A 20,372-nucleotide genomic window follows, 5' to 3' on the forward strand; every position below is an offset into this window, starting at 1 on the left:
GAAATGCGATGCCTCGCCGCCATGCAGACCGCGGATCATGGGGGGGGATTGATCCGGCGGTCCGTCTGACATCGCGTATACCGCGCCCGACCGAGTCTGGCCCACAAGCAGGCTGGCGGTGATCCATAAAATAATTTATGATCGCATGCATGTCTCTCCAGCGTCTGCGCACCTTTATCGAGGTTTATCGCCAAAGATCGATCAGCGCCGCCGCGCGCAGCCTCGATCTGACGCAGCCGGCGGTTTCCCAGCATATCGCCGGGCTGGAAAGCTCGATTGGCCGCCAGCTGTTCGAACGGCAGGTGAAAGGCGTGACCCCCACCGCCGCCGCCGACGAACTCGCCGCCGACATCGGCGACCGGCTGGACGTGGCCGAAGCCGCGCTTTCCGCCGCCCGCGCCCGCTCCAGCGACATGGTTGGCGCCATCCAGATCGTGGGCAATGCCGATTTCATGGCCGAGGTGGTCACGCCCCAGCTGATTCCCCTGCTGCGCTCCGGCATCCGCGTGCGCCTGCAGACCGGCGCGCTGGATCTGGTGATCCACAACCTTGTCGAGGGCCACGCGGATCTGGGCATCTCCGCCTTCCCCGTCAACGACCGCCGCCTGCGCACCGACGCCTTCCGCGACGAGCCCGTCATGGCCGTTGCCGCCCCCGAAGTCGCCGCGCGCCTCAATGCCGCGCCGGATCTTTCCGCCGCGCTGGCTCAGGAGCCGGTGCTGGCCTACAACCTCGAACAGCCGCTGGTGGATACATGGCTGCGGCACAACGGCCTCTCCACCGGCCCGATCAGCCCGGCCCTGTCCGGGCAGGACATGCGCGCCCTGCGCCGCCTGCTGACCGAGGGCTTCGGCTGGGCGATCCTGCCCAACTACCTCTGCCAGCCCCGCATCGCGCGCGGCGAACTGGCCGAGATCAGGGCGCCCGTCGGCCCCGTCCACTACACCTACCACCTGATCTGGGCTCCCACCGCGCTGCGCCATCCGCGCGTCGCCCATGCCCGCCAGACCCTGCTGTGGAGCCTGCGCGCCACCGCGCCGCTGCTCTCTGCCCCCGTCCTCTCCGAAAGCCCGTTTGCATGAGTTCCGAATCGACACTGTACGATGCCGTCGGCGGCGCCCCCGCCATTTCCGCACTGGTCGACCGGTTTTACGCGAACATGGACCTGTGGCCCGAGGCTCAGGCGATCCGCGCGATGCATCCTGCGGACCTTTCCCACACGGCGCAGGTGTTCAAGGATTACCTCTCCGAATGGCTGGGCGGACCGGCGCTGTATTCTCCGGTGAAGGGCCACCCCCGGTTGCGGATGCGCCATATGCAGGCGCCCATCGCTTCGGCCGAGCGCGACGCGTGGCTGGCCTGCATGAAGGAGGCGCTGGATTTTGTGGTGACGGATCGGGCGGCGCGGTTGCAGGTTTACGGGAATATGGAGAAGTTGGCAGACTGGATGAGGAATAAGGAAGATTAAGCGAGGGCCATCGCCCTCGCGCTCCCTTTACTGTCTTCGTCGCGCATAGGGTTCGGCCTTACGCCCAGTTTGCCGCGCCGCAGGCTTTAAGATTGCCAGCCCAGCCTATCGGGCAAGGATACCCTGCCTGCGGCGCCATAGCTTGCGCAGGTGGGGAGGCTGGCCACTCCGTTTCGGAGCCACCAACCTCTCGCCGGGAGACGGCATGGGAGCGCGAGGGGGTAACCCCCTCGCACCTTCTCTTCCTGACTTCCCTGTCCCAAATCCCGACAGGCGGAGCAAAACGCCCCTTCCCCCCAAACCAAGATATCTTTACGGAGGCAAACTTGTGCTTGCCGCGCAAGCTGGCGTGATCGCGCCGAAGGGGAACTGATGCATATTGTTTTGAGCCTGGCCGGAATCCTTTTGATTCTGGGCGTTGCCTTTGCCCTGTCGAGCGACCGGCGCGCCATTCGCCCCCGTGTGGTGGGTGCGGCGTTCGGGCTTCAGGCGGGCGTTGCGGCGCTGGTTCTGTACTTCCCCGAGGGCAATCTGGCCTTGCAGATGGTCGCGGGCGGCGTCTCGAATCTGCTGGGTTATGCCCATGCCGGGATCGAGCTGCTGTTCGGCCCGCTGGCCGCGCCCGAGGTGGGCGGCAAGAGCTTCGCCATCTCCAGCCTGCCGGTGATCATCTTCTTCGCGGCGCTGATTTCGGTGCTCTATTACATCGGCGTCATGCCGCTGGTGATCCGCTGGATCGGCGGCGGGCTTGAGAAGATCACCGGCATTTCCAAGCTGGAATCGCTGTGCGCGGCCTCGAACATCTTTCTGGGCCAGTCCGAAGCGCCGCTGGTCATCAAGCCCTATCTGGCGGGCCTGAAGCCCAGCCAGCTGTTCTGCGTGATGACGGTGGGCATGGCCGGCGTGGCGGGCACGATTCTGGCGGCCTATGCCGGGCTCGGCATCCGCATCGACTATCTGGTGGCGGCCAGCTTCATGTCGGCCCCGGGCGGCATCTGCATGGCCAAGCTGCTGATGCCCGACCCCAAGGGCCAGCCGCTCGACACCGATGACACCGTCACCCCGCTGCCCGGCGAGGGCCATGACGAAAAGCCCGCCAACATCATCATGGCCGCCAGCGAAGGCGCGCAGACCGGCGTGCGTCTGGCCGTGGCCGTGGGCGCCATGGTGCTGGCTTTCGTGGCGCTGGTGGCGCTGGCCAATGGCATCATGGGCTGGTTCGGCCATTTCTTCGGCTATCCCGACCTGTCGTTCCAGAAGCTGCTGGGCTATGTTTTCGCAGGGATTTTCTACCTGCTGGGCGCGCCCGACTGGTCCGAGGCCATGCGCGCTGGCGGCATGTTCGGCACCAAGATCGTGCTGAACGAATTCGTCGCCTTTATCGATCTGGGCCACGCCACGGATTTGTCGAAGCAGACCGTCGCGCTGGTGACCTTCGCGCTCTGCGGCTTCGCCAACTTCTCCTCCATCGCCATCCAGATGGCGGTGACCGGCAGCTTGGCCCCCAACCAGCGCGCGCTGATCGCCAAATTCGGCCTGAAGGCACTGCTGGCGGGCAGCCTCTCCAACCTGATGAGCGCCGCTTTGGCGGGCCTGTTCCTCTCGCTGTAAGAGATGCGCGACTGGGACGAGGATTGGGAAGCCCTCGTCTCCCGCAAGACCGTTCGCGAAAGCTGCGGCGGCCATATCGCCATGATCTTCGCCGCCGTGCTGGCGCTGATGCTGGCCATGCTGGCGGCCATCAACTGGCGCCAATGGCGCGCCGACCACACGCCGCAAGCTTTGACGCCCGCCAAAGCGGCCCCTCATGATACTTTGCGCGCGCGTTTCGCGCTCTGCCGCCACAAGCGCTTCAATTGCGTTGTGGATGGCGACACCATCTGGTTCCAAGGCGAGAAAATCCGCGTGGCCGATATCAACGCCCCCGAAGTCTCCGAACCCCAATGCGATGCCGAGCAGGACCTGGGCGAAAAAGCCTCCGACCGGCTGGTGCTGTTGCTGAACGCCGGCGCGTTTTCGTTGGTCGCACCCGCGGACCGGGATGCGGATGTCTATGGCCGCAAGTTGCGGGTTCTGTCACGCGGAGGGCAGTCCCTAGGCGCCGTGATGGTCAGCGAAGGGCTGGCCGAGGCATGGACAGGGCATCGCAGGGATTGGTGTCATTGAAGGGTTTGAAGAAGGATAATGCGAGGGCCATCGCCCTCGCGCTCCCTTTAATGTCTTCGTTGCGTTTCAGGTTCGGCCACAGAGCAACGTCGCCGCGCCGCAGGCAGAAAAGCTTTGGATCTTAAAGCCTGCGGCGCCTTAGGTCACGCAGGTGGGGAGTTTGGGCGCATCAATTCGGCGCCACTGCCCATGAGCCGGAAGACGTTCTGGGAGCGCGAGGGGGTAACCCCCTCGCATCTTCCTTTTCTTACAAACTCCAATCCGCAGCCTGCCCGAACACGCCCTTCAGATCGGCCAGAATCCCGCCCTTCTTCAGCAGCGAGCGGAAATGCCCCGGCCCCAGCGCCAGATACTCGCGGTGCGGCACCGCCAGCACCACCATATCGTATTTCCGCTTGAAGGCATCCTCCACCAGCGGGATGCCATATTCCTCGACGGCCTCGTGAGCATCGGCATGGGCGTCATGCACCGTCACGCCGTGGCCAAGGCGACCCAGCGCCGAGACCAGATCCGCCACCTTGGAGTTGCGCAGATCGGGGATGTTTTCCTTGAAGGTCAGGCCCAGCATCAGCACGTTGCCGGGCTTGCCCTTGCGTGCAGTGTGCAGCTCTTTGGCTACCCAGCCCGCCATGCTGTCGTTGATGCCGCGCCCGGAGAGGATCACGCGCGGGTCAAGCCCCAGCTGCTCGGCGCGGTGCGAGAGGTAGTAGGGATCGACGCCGATGCAGTGCCCGCCGACAAGGCCGGGGGCGAAGGGCAGGAAGTTCCACTTGGTGCGCGCGGCGGCCAGCACGTCCCAGATCGACAGATCCATCTTGGAGAAGATCTGCGAGATCTCGTTCATAAAGGCGATGTTGATGTCGCGCTGGGCGTTTTCGATCACCTTGGCAGCCTCGGCGGCCTTGATGCTGGCGGCGCGGAACACGCCGCCGCTGGTGATCGCGCCATAGAGATGCGCCACGCGCTCTAGCACCTCGGGCGTCTGGCCACTCACGACCTTGGTGATCTTGTCGATCGTGTGTTCGCGGTCACCGGGGTTGATGCGCTCCGGCGAGTAGCCGAGGAAGAAATCGCGGCCGCAGACCAGCCCGGAAACCTGCTCCAGAATGGGGGCGCAGATGTCTTCGGTGACGCCGGGGTAGACGGTGCTTTCATAGACCACCACCGGCACGCGGCCCTCGGCCACAGCCGCGCCCAGCATGGCGCCGATGGTGCGGCTGGCGGCTTCCACGATGCGCAGATCGGGGCGGTTGGCGCCATCGATGGGCGTGGGCACGGTCACGATGTAGAAATCGGCGGGCGGGCAGATGGCCGGGTCGGCAGTCAGGGCCAGCGCGCTGGCTTCCAGACGGTCGCGGTCGATTTCGCCGGTGCGGTCGTGGCCGGTGTTGAGTTCCGCGATACGGCGGGCGTCGATATCCAGCCCCACGGTCTCGAAGCGCCCGGCCAGCGCCACGGCCAGCGGCAGGCCGACATAGCCCAGCCCCACCACCACCACGCGCTGCGCCAGGGCACCGGGAAGGGCCGCGCCCTGCCCCACGGGAACAGCGCTGCTCTGGGCGAGATCGGGATACATCGACGTCAAGGCTGGCCCCTTCTGGTGGCGGCAGGAATCGGCGTGCTGTTTAGAGCTAAAGCTCTTATGCCGTGGTTAACACCTGCGTTTCTAGATACATCCTGAAATTCAGACCGCCAGTGGACCCATTTCATGACCCAGACCGATCCGGCCAAAATCCTCCTGATCTTCGGCACGCGGCCCGAGGCGATCAAGCTGTTTCCGGTGGTGGCCGCGCTCAAGGCCGATCCGCGCTTCGATGTGAAGGTCTGTGTTTCGGCCCAGCACCGCGGCATGCTCGATCAGGTGCTGAGCATCGCGGGGATCGCCCCGGATCATGATCTCGATCTGATGCGCCCCAACCAGACGCTCGATTCGCTCACCGCCGCGCTGATCGTGGAACTGGGCAAGGTGATGGATGCCGAGCAGCCCGCGCGCGTCATCGTGCAGGGCGATACGGCCACGGCCATGGCGGGCGCTCTGGCCGCCTATTACCGCAAGATCCCGGTCGATCATGTGGAAGCGGGCCTGCGCAGCGGCAACATCTATCACCCCTGGCCAGAGGAGGTGAACCGGAAGGTGATCGGCGCCATCGCCTCCCTGCATTTCGCCCCCACCGAAACCAGCGCGGATGCCTTGAAGCGCGAGAATGTCGATCCCGCGCGCATCCATGTCACCGGCAACACGGTGATCGATGCGCTGCATTGGGTCACCGCCCGCATTAAAGCCGAACCCGCGCTGGCCGCCGATCTGGCCAACCTTGAGGAACGCTTCAAGGGCAAGACGATCATCGGCGTCACCAGCCACCGGCGCGAGAACTTCGGCGGCGGTCTGGAAAACATCGCCGAGGCCATCCGCCAGATCGCCCAGCGCCCGGACGTGGCGATCATCTTCCCCGTCCACCCCAATCCCAATGTCCGCGCGGTGATGGACACAGCGCTGGCCAATCTGGGCAATGTCGCGCTGATCGAGCCCCTGGACTATCCCCATTTCGCCCGGCTGCTCTCCATCGCCCATATCATGCTCACCGATTCGGGCGGGGTGCAGGAAGAGGCCCCCGCGCTGGGCAAGCCGGTGCTGGTGATGCGCGAAACCACCGAGCGGCCCGAGGGCGTGACGGCAGGCACCGCCCGTCTGGTGGGCACCGACGCGGCGACCATCGTTTCCGAAATCTTCAACCTTCTCGACAATAAACCGGACTATGACGCCATGGCGCGCGCCCATAATCCCTTCGGGGACGGGCAAGCCTGCGCCCGCATCGTGAACATCTTGGCTCAGGAGTTGGCCCAGTCATGAAGTCGGAGAACAAGCCGCAGGTCTGCGTGGTCGGGCTGGGCTATATCGGCCTGCCCACCGCCGCGATCATCGCGCGCAGCGGCAGCCGCGTGCAAGGCGTGGACGTGACGCAAAGCGTGGTCGACACCATCAACCGCGGCGAAATCCATATCGAGGAGGTCGATCTCGACGGTCTGGTGCAGGGCGTGGTTTCGCGCGGGCTGCTTTCCGCCAGCCTGAGCGTGGAAGCGGCGGACGTTTTCGTGATCGCCGTGCCGACGCCCTTCGACAAGGACCATCAGCCCGATATCTCCTATGTGCTGGCCGCCGCACGTTCCATCGCCCCGGTGCTGAAAACTGGCGATTGCGTGATTCTGGAATCGACCAGCCCCGTCGGCACCACGGAAGCGATCCGTGATCTGATCGCCGAATTGCGCCCCGATCTCAAGGTGCCCGGCCTCACCACGCAGACGCCCGACCTCTCCATCGCCTATTGCCCCGAGCGCGTTTTGCCCGGCCGCATTCTGGAAGAGCTGACCAACAACGACCGCTCGATCGGCGGCATCACGCCGCGCTGCGCGCGCAAGGCCATCGCCTTCTACAAGCTGTTCGTGCGCGGCCAGTGCATCCCCACCGATGCCCGCAGCGCCGAAATGACCAAGCTGGTCGAAAACGCCTATCGCGACGTCAACATCGCCTTCGCCAACGAGCTTTCCATCGTGGCGGACCGCATGGGGCTGGACGTGTGGGAGGTGATCCGCCTGGCCAACCGCCATCCGCGCGTCAACATCCTGCAGCCCGGCCCGGGCGTGGGCGGCCACTGCATCGCGGTCGATCCGTGGTTTATCGTGGCATCCGCGCCCGAGGAAACCCCGCTGATCCGCACCGCGCGCGGCGTGAACGATGGCAAGATCCGCCATGTGATCGCCAAGGCCGATGCGCTGATCGCGGCGCATCCGGGTGCGAAGATCGCCGCGCTGGGTCTGGCCTTCAAGGCCAACATCGACGATTTCCGCGAAAGCCCGGCGCGTCTGGTGGCCGCCACGCTGGCCCGCACCTATGGCGAGCGCATCCAGATCGTGGAACCCTACGCCTCCACCCTGCCGCGCGAGTTCGAGGGCACCGGCGCCACCCAGATCGACCTCGACACCGCGCTTGAGGATTGCGACATCCTGCTGGTGCTGGTCGATCACGACATCTTCCGCCACGTGCCGCTGGCCGAGCGCGCGGGCAAGATCGTCTATGACACGCGCGGCATCTGGCCCGATCAGCCCAAGCCCGATCAGCAGGCCGGTTCGGTCAAGCTGCAGGTGGTGGGCTAACAACACTCGGCGCCGGAGGCACAGGCCCCCGGCGCCATTCCATGTTACTGCGCGATGCGATAGGTCAGCGATCCGGCGCTGAGCGTCACGGCCAGATAATAGCTGGCCGCCGCATCGCTTTCGGTGGCGACCTGCTCGTTGACGATGCTGCCCGTCACCGCGCTGAACGACCAGCCCGCCCAGGCCATGCCGCCCGCCGTCAGCCCGGTCATCGTCGCGCCGCCATCGGTGGAGCGCAAAAGCTGCGCGGAGCCGCTCGCCCCCTGCCCCACCAGCGTGGCCCAGATCTCGCGCGCCAGTTGCGGCGCGAAAGGGCCGAAGACATGGGAGACGGTATCGCTCACCGCGCCCGCCAGCGGTGCGGAGGTGGCGGCAAAGGCCTGCGCCGCCGCCACCGGCAGGGGCGAGATCTGGCTGACGGTCACGGCTTTGGCCGCCCCATCGGCGAAAGCAAAGGCATGCACCGGCACATAACCGGCAGGCTGGGCAATCGACATTCCTTCGGGCATTGGACATCTCCATGTTCGTATTTTGTTCAATGCAGGATCGCGCCAACGGTAGGAAAGTGAAAAAACCGGGCCGGAAACTGTCCCATTTCCATGCCGCATCGCAACAATGACTGGTTGCCATAGGTGTAAACCCATCGATATAGCTGGCCCCGCCCCGGTCATGTCGGGCAGTTTTTCGGGGGACAGTGTGGCCAGCTCGCCAGCACCGGACAGGATCAGGGTGATGCATATCATCACGCATCTCGATCTGGGCGGCGCCGAGGGCGTGGCGATGCAGCTGGTCGAGGGGCTTGCGGGGCAGGCCGATTCGGCGATCTTCGCCGTGCTGCGCGACAAGACGCTGTCCGCCATCGGCGCGGATATGGCGGCGCGGGCGCAAAAGCTGGGCGTTCCGGTGTTTTTCGGCACCGGGCGGGGCTTCAAATCGGGCGGGGTGATTCTGGCGGCTCTGGCGCTGGGGCGGGCCTTGCGGCAATTTCGCCCCAATGTGCTGCATGTCCACACCGAAATCCCCGAGCTGACTCTGGCCGTCGCCTGCGCTCTGTCACCCCGCGTGGCGCGAACGCCTTTGCTGCGCACGGTCCACAACAGCGTGCTGTGGATCGCTTGGGGCCGGATCGGGCAATGGGTGACCAAGCGGCTGGCGCATGGCCGCGCCGTGGCGGTTTCGCAGGCCGCCGCTCAGGCCGATGCCGCGATTGAAGCAGGCCTCGTCCGCCCGCCCGCCGAGGTGGTCTACAATGCCGTGCTGCCCCCGCCCATCGCCGCCCAGCGGATGGAGCCCTCGCCGCTGCGCCTGCTGTTTGCCGGGCGGCTGGTCGAGCAGAAGGGGGCCGATCTGCTGCCCGCCATCCTGAAACAGGCCAGCACTCTGGCCCGGCGCGGCGATGTCGAGGTGACCATCGCGGGCGAAGGCACGCTTCACGCCGATTTGACGCAAACGTTTAAAACGTTCGACAGCCCATGGCGGGTGCGGATGATCCCTCCCGTCGCCAAGCTTTCCCTGCATCTGGAGGATTATGACGCGGCCCTGCTGCCCTCCCGCTTCGAGGGCTTCGGGCTGCTCCATCTCGAGGTGCTGATGGCGGGGCTGCCGCTGCTCACCTGCCGCGCCCCCGGTCTGGCCGAAGTGCTGCCCGAAACCTATCCGCTGACCACCGCGCCGGGCGACACGCGGGCTCTGGCGCAGGCTTTGGCCGCGCTGGTCGATGATCTGGCCACGCAGCGCAAGACCGTCGCCGCCTATCGCCCCGCGCTGGTCGAGCGCTTTGCCCCCCACACCATGCTGGCGGCCTATCTCCAGCGCTACCGCCAGTTGTCAGGAGATCCGGCATGACCGTCACCGTCGCGATCAAGGCCCTGAACGAGGAAGCCCATATCGCCGCCGCGCTGGACAGCGCCTTGGCCGAAGTGGCGCCTTTGGGCGGCCATGTCGTGCTGGGCGACAGCGGATCGCGCGATGGCACGATCCCCACCGCCCAAAGCTATCCCCGCGTCACCATCGTGCAACTGGCCGATCCCGCGCAGCGCTGCTGCGGCGCGGGGGCACAGCTGGCCTTTCAGGGCGCGCTGAAGGCCACCGACAGCGACGATTACCTCTATCTGCTCGATGGCGATATGGTGCTGCAGCCCGGCATGCTGGCGGCGGGCATCGCCTTCTTGCAAGACCATCCGCAGCATGCCGCCGTGGCCGGGCAGGTGATCGAGGCCAACACCCAGAGCATCGAGTTCGAGGCCCGCGCCCGCAATGACAAGGCCAAGCGCCGCGCGCTGGTCGAGGAGGTCGACCGGCTCGATTGCGGCGGGCTCTATCGCCTGAGCGCCTTGCGCGATCTGGGCTATTTCGCCGACCGCAACCTGCATGCCTTCGAGGAGTTCGATCTGGGCGCACGGCTGACAGCCAGGGGCTGGAAGCTGGCGCGCATCGACGTGCCCGGCGTGCGCCACCACGGCCATGACATGGGCGGGTTGCCGCTGATCTGGAAGCGCATCACCAGCGGCTATGCCGGGGGCACCGGCGAGGTGGTACGCGCCGCGATGGAGCAAGGCCGCCTGCCCGAGATGCTGCGCGGCTTCTCGCATCTGCGCCATGCCATCATGGTGGTGGGCTGGTGGGCTTTCCTGCTGCTCAGCCTGCTGGCGGGCTGGTGGTGGCTGTTGCTCTTCGCTTTGGCGGCCCCTGTGGCGTTTCTGGGCGCGCGCCGCCGCAGCCTGCGCCACGGAATCTATTCGGTGGCGACCTGGAACATGCATGCCATCGGTCTGCTGCAAGGGCTGGGGCGCAAACGCGTGCCCCCGCGCCAGCCGCTCGATATGGTGGTGCTTCAGGACGGTGCTGCGTGAAGGGATTCACCGGCAAGATGGCGTGGACGGTGGGGGGCTTCTTCGCCTCCTCGGGTCTGCGTTTCATCCTCAACATCATCCTCTCGCGGCTGCTCGCGCCGGACATCATGGGGGTGATGGTGGTGGTCAACGCCGTGCGGCTGGGGATCGAGCTGCTGACCGATGTGGGCATCGAGCAGAACATCATCCACCACCCCGACGGCCTGACCCGCCCCTTCCGCGACACCGCCTGGACGATGCAGGTGATGCGCGGCGTGTTCCTGAGCGCGCTGTTCGCGCTGGCCGCGCCCTTTCTGGCCGAGGCCTATCATATCGATGTGCGCATCTTCCTGCTGGCGGCCTGCTCGCCTTTTCTGGGGGGGCTGCATTCCACCGCGGTCTTCGTGCTGGTCAAGCAGATGGAGGTGCGCCGCCGCAACCAGTTCGAGATCGGCAGCGAGGCGCTGGCCTTCGCCGTCTCGGTGGCGCTGGCATGGAGCCTGCGCTCGGTCTGGGCGCCGGCAATGGCGCTGGTGGCCAGCGTGGCGATCCGCTCGGCGCTCAGCTATCTGCTGCCCGAGGCGCGGCAGAGCTTCCGCCACGATCCCGAAATCCGCCGCCGCATCGTGCATTTCGGCAAATGGATCATGGTCACCTCGCTGGTGATGTATGCCGCCACCAATCTGGACCGGCTCTATCTGGGCCGCGCGGTGCCCATCGCGCTGGTGGGCATCTATGGCATCGCCCGCGCCATCGCCGATCTGCCCACCACGCTGGCCCGCCGCCTGAGCTATCAGATCATCTTCCCCGCCATTGTCGCCGCGCGCAACGGGGAAGCCGAAGGCGTGGAGCATCATATGGCGCGTTCGCGGCTGGTCTTCGTGCTGGGCGTCTGCGGCGCGCTGGCGGTGGGGGCGGGGATCGGCGACTGGCTGATCAGTTTGCTCTATGACCATCGCTATGCTTCGGCAGGGTGGATTCTGGGCGTGCTGCTGATCGGCGGGGTGTTCGCCGTGCTCTCCAACCTCAATGAGGCGCTGCTGCTGGGGGTAGGGCGGCCCGCGCTCAGCAGCTACGCCAATGCCGCGCGCTTTGTCACCATGGCGCTGCTGCTGCCGCTGGGGCTGCACTATGGCGGCTTTCCCGGCGCGGTGATGGCCATCGCCTTCGTGGAGATTTGCCAATATGCCTATATTTCGGCAGGGCTGCTGCGCATGAGGCTGGGCTACTGGCGACAGGACGCCATGGCGCTGGCCACGGCACTCATCATGCTTGGCGGGGTTTGCGCCCTGCGTTCCGCCTTGGGTCTTGGGACCTCCTTCGCACCGATCCGGGGGCTTTTGCCATGACTCGCCTGCTTATCGTCCAATATGCCGGAGATTACCGCGAGGCCCGCCAGCGCATCATGCAGGACGGCAGCGAAATCTATTACGGCCACAGCTATGTGCTGGATCAACTGAACCATCTGGCCGCGCGCCATGGCGAGGCGGCCTTCCTGTGCTGCCTCGCCCCACATTACGTGGAAAAGCTGGAAGGCGGGGTGACGCTGATGGGCGCCGCCGCCGGGCGCCGCAAGGACATCGATCCCGCCCCGGTGATCCGCATGATCGAGGAGTACGATCCCACCCATCTGATCGTGCACGGGCCGCTCAACGCCCTGCTGCGCCACGGGTTGAAGCGCAACCGTCCGCTGGGCTGCATTCTGGCCGACAGCTTCAACATGCATCCGCTGGACCGCTGGCTGCGCTTCGGGCGGCTGCCGGGGCTGCTCAACGATCCGCGCGTCTCGCTGGTGGCCAACCACGGGGTCAATTCCTCGCGCTCGCTGGTGAAGCTGGGGGTCGAGGCCGAGAAGGTCATCCCCTGGGACTATCCGCAAATGCGCCGCCCCGAAAACTGGCCGGTGAAGGCGGCGCCCACGCAGGGCCAGCTTGATCTGCTCTATGTCGGCTCGATCGGGCGCAAGAAGGGCGTGGGCGATGTGATCGACGCGCTGGCCCTGCTCAAGCACCGCCCCGAGATCGTGCTGAAGATCGCCGGCGCCGGGCAACGTGAGAAGTTCGAGGCGCGCGCGCGGAAAATGGGTGTGGCCGACCGGGTGGAGTTCCTCGGCCTCGTCCCCAATGGCAGGATCATGGAGATGATGCATGCCAGCGCCGCGGTGATCGTCCCCAGCCGCCATGCCTTCCCCGAGGGCCTGCCGCTGACGCTGTATGAGGCGCTGGCCTCGCGCACGCCGGTGATCGCCTCGGACCATCCGATGTTTTCCGGCCATCTGGAGCATGGGCAAAGCGCGCTGGTCTTCCCAGCGGGCCAGCCGCGCGCTCTGGCGGATCGCATCGAGACGCTGCTTTCCGATCCGGCGCTTTACGCCCGCATCTCGGAAGGATCGGCGCAGGCGTGGCAGCGCATGCAGATCCCCGTCCGCTGGGGCGAGATGGTCGACCGCTGGGTCAGCGACACCGCCGAGGACCGCGCCTGGCTTTCCGGCCATACGCTGGCCCATGATCCCCTTCATGCCTGAAAGAGAACCATTGATGGAACGCGCCGAAGTCATTGAACGCCTGATGGATGTCCTTGCCGAAACCTTCGACGAGGATGACATCGCCTACAGCGACGAGTTGACCGCCGCCGATGTGCCGGGCTGGGATTCGCTCAGCAACATCCGCCTGATGGTGGCGGTGGAGCAGGAGTTTGGCCGCAAGCTGTCGATCGGCGAGTGGCAGGGGCTGAAAAAGCTGGGCGATCTGGTCGCCCTGCTGACGGCCTGATTTTCAGCAGACAGCCCTGAATGGCCTTCAACTCCTACGCTTTTGCCCTGTGCTTCCTGCCGCTGGTCTGGCTGGGCTGGTGGCTGGCCGGGCGCTTGGCAGGGCAGCGCGGGCGGCTGAGCGTGATCGTGGCCGCCGGGCTTGGCTTTTACGCCATGGCCAGCGCCTGGGCGCTGCCGGTGCTGCTGGCTTCGCTGGCGGGCAATTTCGCCATCGCCCGGCTGATCGTGGCCAGCGAGGGCAAGACACGCCATCGCTGGCTGGTGCTGGGGGTGGGCGCCAATGTGCTGGCGCTGCTGGTGTTCAAGTTCACCGGCTTTCTGGGCGTCAATCTGGGCTGGCTGATGGGGCGGCCCCCGCTGTGGCGCGATCTGGCGCTGCCGCTGGGGATTTCCTTCTTCACCTTCCAGCAGATCTCGCTGCTGGTCGATCTGGCGCGCGGGGTGGTGCGCGAGGTGCGGGCGCTCACCTATCTCGCCTCGATCCTGTTCTTCCCCTATCTTATCTCCGGCCCGATCACCTATTTCCGCGAATTTGCCCCCCAGATCGAGGCCGAGCCGCGCGAGACCGCGCGCGACGCCATGGCGGGAATCACCCTTTTCACCATCGGCCTGTTCAAGAAGGCGGTGCTGGCCGACACGATGGCGCTGTGGGTCGATCCGCTGTTCAGCGATGTGGCCGCCGGACACCGCCCGGTGGCGGCGCAGGCCTGGGCGATGGTGGTGGGCTTTCTGCTGCAGATGTATTTCGACTTTTCCGGCTATTCCGACATGGCGGCGGGCTGCGCGCGGCTGCTGGGGGTGAAGCTGCCGCTCAACTTCTACTCGCCGATGCGCGTCACCTCCATCGCAGACTGGTGGCGCCGCTGGCACATGAGCCTGGGCCGCTTCGTCAATGATTACCTGTTCCAGTCGCTGGCGCTGCCTTTCACGCGCTGGGCGGCGGCGCGCGGGATGGGGCGCTGGGGCGTAACAGGCTTTGGTGTGTTTCTGCCCACCGCGATCTCGATGTTCGTGATCGGCGCATGGCATGGCGGGGCGTGGACCTATATCGTGTTTGGCCTGCTGCATGCGCTGTACATGGTGGTGGCCGAGGTCTGGGCCTTTACCCATAAGAAGAAGCGCGGTGCCCCGCCGCCCTCGCGGACGCAACTGCTACGCGGGCATGTGCTGACGATGCTGGCCGTGCTGATCGCGCTGGTGCCGTTCCGCGCACCGAATATGGCCAGCGCCTGCCTGCTGTGGAGCGCGATGACCGGCCTGGCCCATGGCAACTGGCTGGCATGGCCCGTGCTGGCGCCCGTCGGAGGCGCCGTGGTGGCGGGTGAACTGGTGGTGGCGCTGCTGATCGTCTACACTTTGCCCAACACCGCGCAATTGCTCGACCGGCTGGAGCCCTCGCTGCCTTTCGCCGGGGCCGCAAAGGTTTCGCGCGGGCTGCTGCCGTTGCGCTGGCGGGCCGGGCTGGCGTGGGGCCTGGCAATGGGGGCGATGTTGCTGCTGGGGCTGGCCTTTGTCAGCCGGGGCGGCAACAGCTTCGTCTATTTCGGATTTTGAGCGCAGATGATGGCCGAGATCACCCCGCCCGACCCGCAGACCACCGAAACCGGCACGGCGCGCTATCTGCTGGGCATGGCGGTGGGCTTTGCGGTGCTGCTGGCGGTGCTGCTCGCCCTGCCCTTCAACCGCTACATCGCCGCCCAGCGCGCCGCTGGCAGCGAGATGTTCCACGCCCGCTGGGTCTATGAACGCATCCATTTCGACCCCGCCCCCATCGATGTGGCGATCATCGGCTCCTCGCGCATGGAATCAGGGATCAGCCCCAGCCTGTTGCAACAGTTGCTGAGCGCGAAGGCGGGCCGCACGGTGCATGTCGCCAATCTCTCCGTGGTGCAGGCCGGGCGCGACTACCACGACCTGCTGGTGCATGATCTGCTGAACGCCCATCCGGAGGTCCGCCTGCTGGTGCTGGCCGACGATGGCTTCATGGTCTATTCGCACCCCATGTTTCAGGAGATGGCCAGCCCCGGCCAGATCGCCGCGGCCCCGCTGCTGGTGAACAAGTTCTACTTCACGAACCTGCTGGCGGTGCCCTATCGCAACCTGCTCAATGCGGCGGGGCAGGTCGCGCCCGGCTGGTTCGGCGTGGACCGCAACTTCCGGCCCGCCGCCTATCTGGGCACCGGCCTCGACCGCACGCTGGGCTATCGCCTGCCCGATGGCCACTGGCGCAACGGCAACGCCACCATGCCGCTGGCGCAGATGCAGGCGCGGGCGCAGGCCAATCTGGCCACGCAGAACCGCTTCACCATCTCGCACCTGCCTTTCCTGCCCGAGGAGATGCAGCTGGCGATCGACCATCATTACATGCAGTCCATCGCCGATCTGGCGCGGCAACGCCATGTGGCGCTGGCCTTTGTCGGCCTGCCCATGTTCGGGCCCGCCGATCTGCCGCGCAACCCCCGCTATTTCAGCCGCTTCGGCCCCGATTTCCTTCCGACCGCATGGCGCAACGACGCCGCGCTCTATCAGGATGACACCCATCTCAACCGCGCCGGAGCCATCCTCGCCACACGCTACCTGGCAGACCAGCTGGCCGGGCTGATCCCTCCCGCGCGTCCCGCGACACAAGGAACCACCCATGGCCGATAACAATTCGCCTCAGGTGGTCTTCGCCATCACCCACACCACGCCGGGCGGCCTGCGCGAAATATGGCAGGATGTCGCCCATGGCCTAAGCGAACGCGGCTTCGCCACCGGCCTGCTGGGCCTCTACCCCCAGGCCGCCGGGGAAGCCGCAGAAGCCCAGCGCGACGGCTGGCGGTTCATCGCCACCAGCCCCCTGCGCAACGCTGCGGCGGGTCTGACCCTGCTGGCCGCCACCATCGGGTGGCTGCGTCGCCACCGGCCGCAGGTGGTCATCACCGCCATGCCGCTGGCCAATGTGCTGTTCCCGCTGGCCGCCACGCTGGCCGGGGTGCGGACGAAGGTGGTGCTGTCGCATCACACCCCCTCCTTCACCTATCAGGGCGCGCTCAACCAGATCGACCGCTGGACGGGCTGTCTGCCCTGCGTGGCTGCCATCGTCAGCGTGTCGGACGCGGTGGGCGCCTCGTTTGAAAGCTGGCCCAAAGCCTATCGCACCAAACAGCGCACCATCCACAATGCCCTGCCCGAGGGCGTGGAGCGCATGGTCGATGCCATCGCCGCCGGTCCTGCCCGCAACAGCGCTACACAGGGCCTGATCGTGGCGGTGGGACGGCTCTCGCGCCAGAAGAACCATCCGCAGCTGATCCGCGCCATGGCGCTGCTGCCCAAGGCCCGGCTGGAGATCATCGGCGCGGGCGAGGATGAAGCCGAATTGCGCGCCCTGATCGGCGAGCTGAAACTGGCAGACCGCGTCTCCCTGCTGGGCCAGATGCCGCGCGAAGCGGCCTTGCGCCGCGCGGCTCGGGCCGATGTCTTCGCGCAGGTCAGCCTGTTCGAAGGGCACAGCCTGGCCCTGATCGAGGCCGCGCGCCTCGGCCTGCCGCTGGTGGTCTCGCAGGTGCCGGTGCAGATCGAGGGCGTCACCGGCGAGGATGGCCAGCTCTGCGGCCTCACCGTGCCGCTCGACGATCCGCAGGCGCTTGCCGATGCGCTGGGCAGCCTGCTCGGCGATCCCGCCACCCATCGCCTCTGGGCCGGGCGTTCGGCGCGGCTGGGCATGATGCGCGGCAGCAAGGCGCTGATCGACCGCTATGTGACGCTGCTGGGCGAGCATGCTATCACCCCGCACGAAGCCAGCACCGCGCAGGCCTTCAGGGAGGTCGCCAAGGCATGACCAGCATGATCGATCGCCCCCGCGCCAGCTTCGCCGCCCCCATCAAGGATTTCTGGCGGCTGCGCTGGGCCGCCTTCTGCCTCAGCGCCTTCCTGCTCTTCGAGATGATCGACATGAACGGGCTGATGGGCGGCGTGGGCGATCCGCATGCGGGCGATGGCAACAGCGTCAACCAGATCGTCGTCATCGGCCTGACAGGCATGATGGCGCTGTGCTGCTGGCGCCCCAGCCGGATGGACGCCAATCTGGCGATCCCTTGGCCGCTGCTGGGCATGTTCGCCTATTGCCTCTTCACGCTGTTATGGTCCGACGTGCCGCTGATCGGCTTTCGGCGACTGGTGCTGGCGGTGATGTCGATGTGGCTGCTGTTCCGCTGCGTGAACGAGCTGGGCTATGGCCGCACGCTGCTGTTCATCCGCTGGGTGTTCATCGCCCTGCTGGCCGCCAACTATCTGGCGGTGATGTTCAGCCCGCATGGCATCCATGGCTATGTCTTCGGCGATGCCTCCACCGAGGCGGGCAGCTGGCGCGGCGCGATGATCCACAAGAACATCGCCGGGCCCGCCTGCGCGCTGACGGTGATGTTCTTCATCTTCGACCGCCGCACCATGCCCGTGATGCTGCGCAATGCGGTGCTGGGGGCGGTGGTGGTGTTCCTGTGGTTCACCCAGTCCAAATCCTCGATGAGCAGCCTCGCCATCGCTTTGCTCGCCGGTTACTGCGTGCGCTTCCTGCGCATCAGCAAGGGGTCGCAGACGATGATCTATGTCGGTCTGGCGATCGCGCTGCTGCTGGCCATCGGCGGCGTGTTCTACAGCGACGCGCTGGAGCAGCTGGACGATCCCAACGCCTTCACCGGCCGCATGCAGATCTGGCTGGCACTGATCCTTTACACCAAACAGCACCTGTGGACGGGGGCCGGGTTCGCCTCCTTCTGGCAGGTGGGCACGGCCAGCCCGATCCTGCACCTGACCAGAGGCTGGGTCGCCGAGGAGGCGCCCGCCGGTCACAATGGCTATCTCGACCTGCTGGTGACCATCGGCCTGCCCGGAACCATTCTGGCGGTGCTGCTGCTGCTGCTGCTGCCCGCCCAGCGGCTGATGCTGGCGGAAAAGATGCCGCCCGAGAGCCGCTCGCTGCTGTTTGCCGTGATCGTCTTCTGCATCTGCAACAATTTCGCCGAAAGCGAGCTGATCGGCGGCATGCTGATCGACCAGATGTTCCTCTCGATCGTGCTGGCGCTGATCCCGCTGGCGATGGGAGAGCCGACCGTGGGGCGCAAGGGAACCCGGCTGCTCACCTATGCCGGGCCGCAAAGACACAGGACATAAAACGGGCCGGGCAGCGACGCCACCCGGCCCCGGATTTTTGTTGCCGCATCGTTGGCGCGAAAAACCGGTTCCCACTTTTTCGCACGATGCTCTGGCGCCTTACGCCAGATCCAGCGCCGCGGTCAGATCGCCCGGCTTGGTGCCCTCGGCGGCCTGCATCGCGATATCGCGGTCGGCGAGGCCGGGCAGCATCTCCAGCCCCCAGCGGCGCGTGATGAAACGCAGGATCGATCCCGTGTCATAGACCGTGTGATCGACATGGCCCTTCCTGGCATGCGGGCTGACGATCACCGCGGGAATGCGCGTGCCCGGGCCCCAGCGGTCGCCCTTGGGGGGCGCGATATGGTCCCACCAGCCGCCGTTTTCGTCGAAGGTGATGACCACCAGCATCTTGCCCCATTGCGGGCTGCGGCGCAGCGCATCGACCATCACCGCAATATGCTGGTCGCCCGCCTCCACATCGGAATAGCCGGCATGCATGTTGAGGTTGCCCTGCGGCTTGTAGAACGTCACCGCAGGCAGCTTGCCCGCCGCAATGTCGGCCAGCAGCTTGTTGGTGCGCGGGCTTTCACCCTCGCCCGCATCGCGCAGATGCTCGGCGCGGTCGGCGGTGCCGGGGGCGAAGCGGCTGTAATAGTTGAAGGGCTGGTGGTGGACCTGAAAGCTGGCCTTGCCCGCGAAATCGGGGGTGCTGCCACCTTTCAGCGCCGTCTCCCAGCCGCCGCTGTACCACGCCCAGCTCACGCCCTTGTCGCTCAGCACATCGCCGATGGTCTTGTGGGTCTGGGGCACCAGCGTGCTGGGGCTGGTCCAGTCGGCATAGCCGGGTTTCGCCGGGTCCAGCTTGTAGGCCGGGGCATAGGGCGGGGTCATGGTGTTGACGGCGTAGAAATCGGGCGTCAGCACATTGCTGGTGAACTTGGCCGGGCCCTCCATGGCGCTGGCGGGCGAGCCTTCGCGCAGCATGGGGCGCAAGCCCTTGGGATCGCCGGGATCGAGCCGGGTGATGCCCACCTTGGCCGGGCTCTTGTCGGCCTCGGGATAATAGGGCGGGCGGGCGCAGATCAGATACTGGTGGTTGACGAAAGAGCCGCCGAACACGCCCATGAAGAAATTGTCGCACAGCGTGAATTCGCGGGCGATGTTCCACAGGCGCAGCTTGGCCGAGGCCTCGCCATAATGGCCCATCACCAGAGCGCCGGAATCGCCCCACGCCACGAAGCCGTCATTCTTGCCGCCGTTGATCTGCAACTGGTTGTTGTAGAAGGCATGGACCAGATCGCGCGTCACCACGCCATGCGGCAGCGGATCGCCCTGCGGGGTCTTGAGCGCGAAGGGAGCATTCGCCAGGCCGGTGATGTCGCCCTGCGCGATCAGATACTCCTTGTGCTCCACCACCTGCTTGTCGGGCACCATGCCGTTCCAGATCGGCGGCAGGGTCTTGAGCGGGGCGCCGTCGCGGTCGCGCTGCTTGTAGGTCTCGGGATCGACCACCGAGAGGGGCACCTGCAGGCCCGGAAAATCGGCGAAGAGATTGTTGAAGCTGCGGTTCTCGCAGAAGATCACCACGACGTTCTCGATCTTCTCGCGCAGCGCGGCATCCACCGCGCCATCAGACAGGGCCGCGCCGGTCAGCACCTTGCGGCGCGTGGTGGCGGCCTGCGCCGGGCTCTCCACCGAGGCGGCGCCGATGGCGGCGGCAATACCGCCCAGCACCAGACGGCGATCTGCGTTGAAAGAAGTGTCGGTCTCGGGGGAAGTCTTGTCGGTCATGGAATCTCTTTAGCCTGAAGTGCGGCGCAGCCTAGCCGCGAAATATGGCAGATTGGCG

Annotated in this window: 18 protein-coding genes; 15 read left to right on the forward strand and 3 right to left on the reverse strand. The window is 66.2% G+C overall.

Features of this window, described 5'->3' with window-relative positions; translation table 11 throughout:
* Nucleotides 1–149 precede the first annotated feature (149 nt).
* The 4 genes from SR3_RS11645 (at nucleotide 150) to SR3_RS11660 (ending at nucleotide 3,634) form a co-directional block, all read left to right on the forward strand.
* Nucleotides 150–1,082 carry a LysR family transcriptional regulator gene (locus SR3_RS11645; RefSeq protein ID WP_068085830.1) on the forward strand — a complete coding sequence of 311 codons (933 nt, stop codon included), beginning with the start codon at nucleotides 150–152 and terminating at the stop codon, nucleotides 1,080–1,082.
* Nucleotides 1,079–1,468: a group II truncated hemoglobin gene (locus SR3_RS11650; RefSeq protein WP_068085658.1), complete on the forward strand. Its 390-nt coding sequence runs from the start codon at nucleotides 1,079–1,081 to the stop codon at nucleotides 1,466–1,468. The genes SR3_RS11645 and SR3_RS11650 overlap by 4 nt, the downstream gene beginning before the upstream one ends.
* A gap of 372 nt (nucleotides 1,469–1,840) precedes the next feature.
* Complete coding sequence (locus SR3_RS11655; protein ID WP_068085659.1) at nucleotides 1,841–3,079, forward strand: NupC/NupG family nucleoside CNT transporter; 1,239 nt, start codon at nucleotides 1,841–1,843, stop codon at nucleotides 3,077–3,079.
* 3 nt (nucleotides 3,080–3,082) lie between these two features.
* Nucleotides 3,083–3,634: a thermonuclease family protein gene (locus tag SR3_RS11660; protein WP_245653876.1), complete on the forward strand. Its 552-nt coding sequence runs from the start codon at nucleotides 3,083–3,085 to the stop codon at nucleotides 3,632–3,634.
* Nucleotides 3,635–3,881: 247 nt separating this feature from the next.
* Here the strand turns inward: SR3_RS11660 and SR3_RS11665 are convergent, their stop codons facing one another.
* Nucleotides 3,882–5,219 (reverse strand): nucleotide sugar dehydrogenase, encoded by a 1,338-nt coding sequence (locus SR3_RS11665; RefSeq protein ID WP_407668163.1) that lies wholly within the window; start codon nucleotides 5,217–5,219, stop codon nucleotides 3,882–3,884.
* A gap of 123 nt (nucleotides 5,220–5,342) precedes the next feature.
* Between SR3_RS11665 and wecB the strand changes: the two genes are divergently transcribed.
* A complete protein-coding gene (gene wecB / locus SR3_RS11670) occupies nucleotides 5,343–6,485 on the forward strand; it encodes a non-hydrolyzing UDP-N-acetylglucosamine 2-epimerase (RefSeq protein ID WP_068085661.1) in 1,143 nt (380 codons plus the stop codon).
* Nucleotides 6,482–7,786, forward strand: coding sequence for a UDP-N-acetyl-D-mannosamine dehydrogenase (gene wecC / locus SR3_RS11675; RefSeq protein ID WP_068085668.1), 1,305 nt, complete (start codon nucleotides 6,482–6,484; stop codon nucleotides 7,784–7,786). The genes wecB and wecC overlap by 4 nt, the downstream gene beginning before the upstream one ends.
* A gap of 44 nt (nucleotides 7,787–7,830) precedes the next feature.
* Here wecC and SR3_RS11680 read toward each other — a convergent pair whose 3' ends face one another.
* Entirely contained in the window at nucleotides 7,831–8,295 is a 465-nt protein-coding gene (locus SR3_RS11680) for a hypothetical protein (RefSeq protein ID WP_157098798.1), read from the reverse strand.
* A 223-nt stretch (nucleotides 8,296–8,518) separates the two neighbouring features.
* Here SR3_RS11680 and SR3_RS11685 point away from each other — a divergent pair, with 223 nt between their 5' ends.
* From SR3_RS11685 to SR3_RS11725, 9 genes are read left to right on the forward strand one after another with little or no spacing between them, the layout of a single operon-like run.
* Nucleotides 8,519–9,631 carry a glycosyltransferase family 4 protein gene (locus SR3_RS11685; protein ID WP_068085680.1) on the forward strand — a complete coding sequence of 371 codons (1,113 nt, stop codon included), beginning with the start codon at nucleotides 8,519–8,521 and terminating at the stop codon, nucleotides 9,629–9,631.
* A complete protein-coding gene (locus tag SR3_RS11690; protein ID WP_068085682.1) occupies nucleotides 9,628–10,638 on the forward strand; it encodes a glycosyltransferase family 2 protein in 1,011 nt (336 codons plus the stop codon). Before SR3_RS11685 ends, SR3_RS11690 begins: the two co-directional genes overlap by 4 nt.
* Nucleotides 10,635–11,966: an oligosaccharide flippase family protein gene (locus SR3_RS11695; protein WP_068085684.1), complete on the forward strand. Its 1,332-nt coding sequence runs from the start codon at nucleotides 10,635–10,637 to the stop codon at nucleotides 11,964–11,966. Before SR3_RS11690 ends, SR3_RS11695 begins: the two co-directional genes overlap by 4 nt.
* Nucleotides 11,963–13,141, forward strand: coding sequence for a glycosyltransferase (locus SR3_RS11700; protein WP_068085690.1), 1,179 nt, complete (start codon nucleotides 11,963–11,965; stop codon nucleotides 13,139–13,141). Before SR3_RS11695 ends, SR3_RS11700 begins: the two co-directional genes overlap by 4 nt.
* 13 nt (nucleotides 13,142–13,154) lie before the next feature.
* Nucleotides 13,155–13,388, forward strand: coding sequence for an acyl carrier protein (locus SR3_RS11705; RefSeq protein WP_068085692.1), 234 nt, complete (start codon nucleotides 13,155–13,157; stop codon nucleotides 13,386–13,388).
* Between the two features lie 20 nt (nucleotides 13,389–13,408).
* Nucleotides 13,409–14,944 carry an MBOAT family O-acyltransferase gene (locus tag SR3_RS11710; RefSeq protein WP_068085694.1) on the forward strand — a complete coding sequence of 512 codons (1,536 nt, stop codon included), beginning with the start codon at nucleotides 13,409–13,411 and terminating at the stop codon, nucleotides 14,942–14,944.
* Nucleotides 14,945–14,950: 6 nt separating this feature from the next.
* Entirely contained in the window at nucleotides 14,951–16,039 is a 1,089-nt protein-coding gene (locus SR3_RS11715) for a hypothetical protein (RefSeq protein WP_068085696.1), read from the forward strand.
* A complete protein-coding gene (locus SR3_RS11720; RefSeq protein WP_068085698.1) occupies nucleotides 16,029–17,210 on the forward strand; it encodes a glycosyltransferase in 1,182 nt (393 codons plus the stop codon). Before SR3_RS11715 ends, SR3_RS11720 begins: the two co-directional genes overlap by 11 nt.
* Complete coding sequence (locus SR3_RS11725) at nucleotides 17,207–18,541, forward strand: O-antigen ligase family protein (protein WP_068085700.1); 1,335 nt, start codon at nucleotides 17,207–17,209, stop codon at nucleotides 18,539–18,541. Before SR3_RS11720 ends, SR3_RS11725 begins: the two co-directional genes overlap by 4 nt.
* Nucleotides 18,542–18,640: 99 nt before the next feature.
* Here SR3_RS11725 and acpA read toward each other — a convergent pair whose 3' ends face one another.
* Nucleotides 18,641–20,314 carry an acid phosphatase gene (gene acpA, locus SR3_RS11730; protein ID WP_068085706.1) on the reverse strand — a complete coding sequence of 558 codons (1,674 nt, stop codon included), beginning with the start codon at nucleotides 20,312–20,314 and terminating at the stop codon, nucleotides 18,641–18,643.
* Nucleotides 20,315–20,372: the final 58 nt, after the last annotated feature.

This window comes from Novosphingobium rosa NBRC 15208 (assembly GCF_001598555.1).
Classification (GTDB): domain Bacteria; phylum Pseudomonadota; class Alphaproteobacteria; order Sphingomonadales; family Sphingomonadaceae; genus Novosphingobium; species Novosphingobium rosa.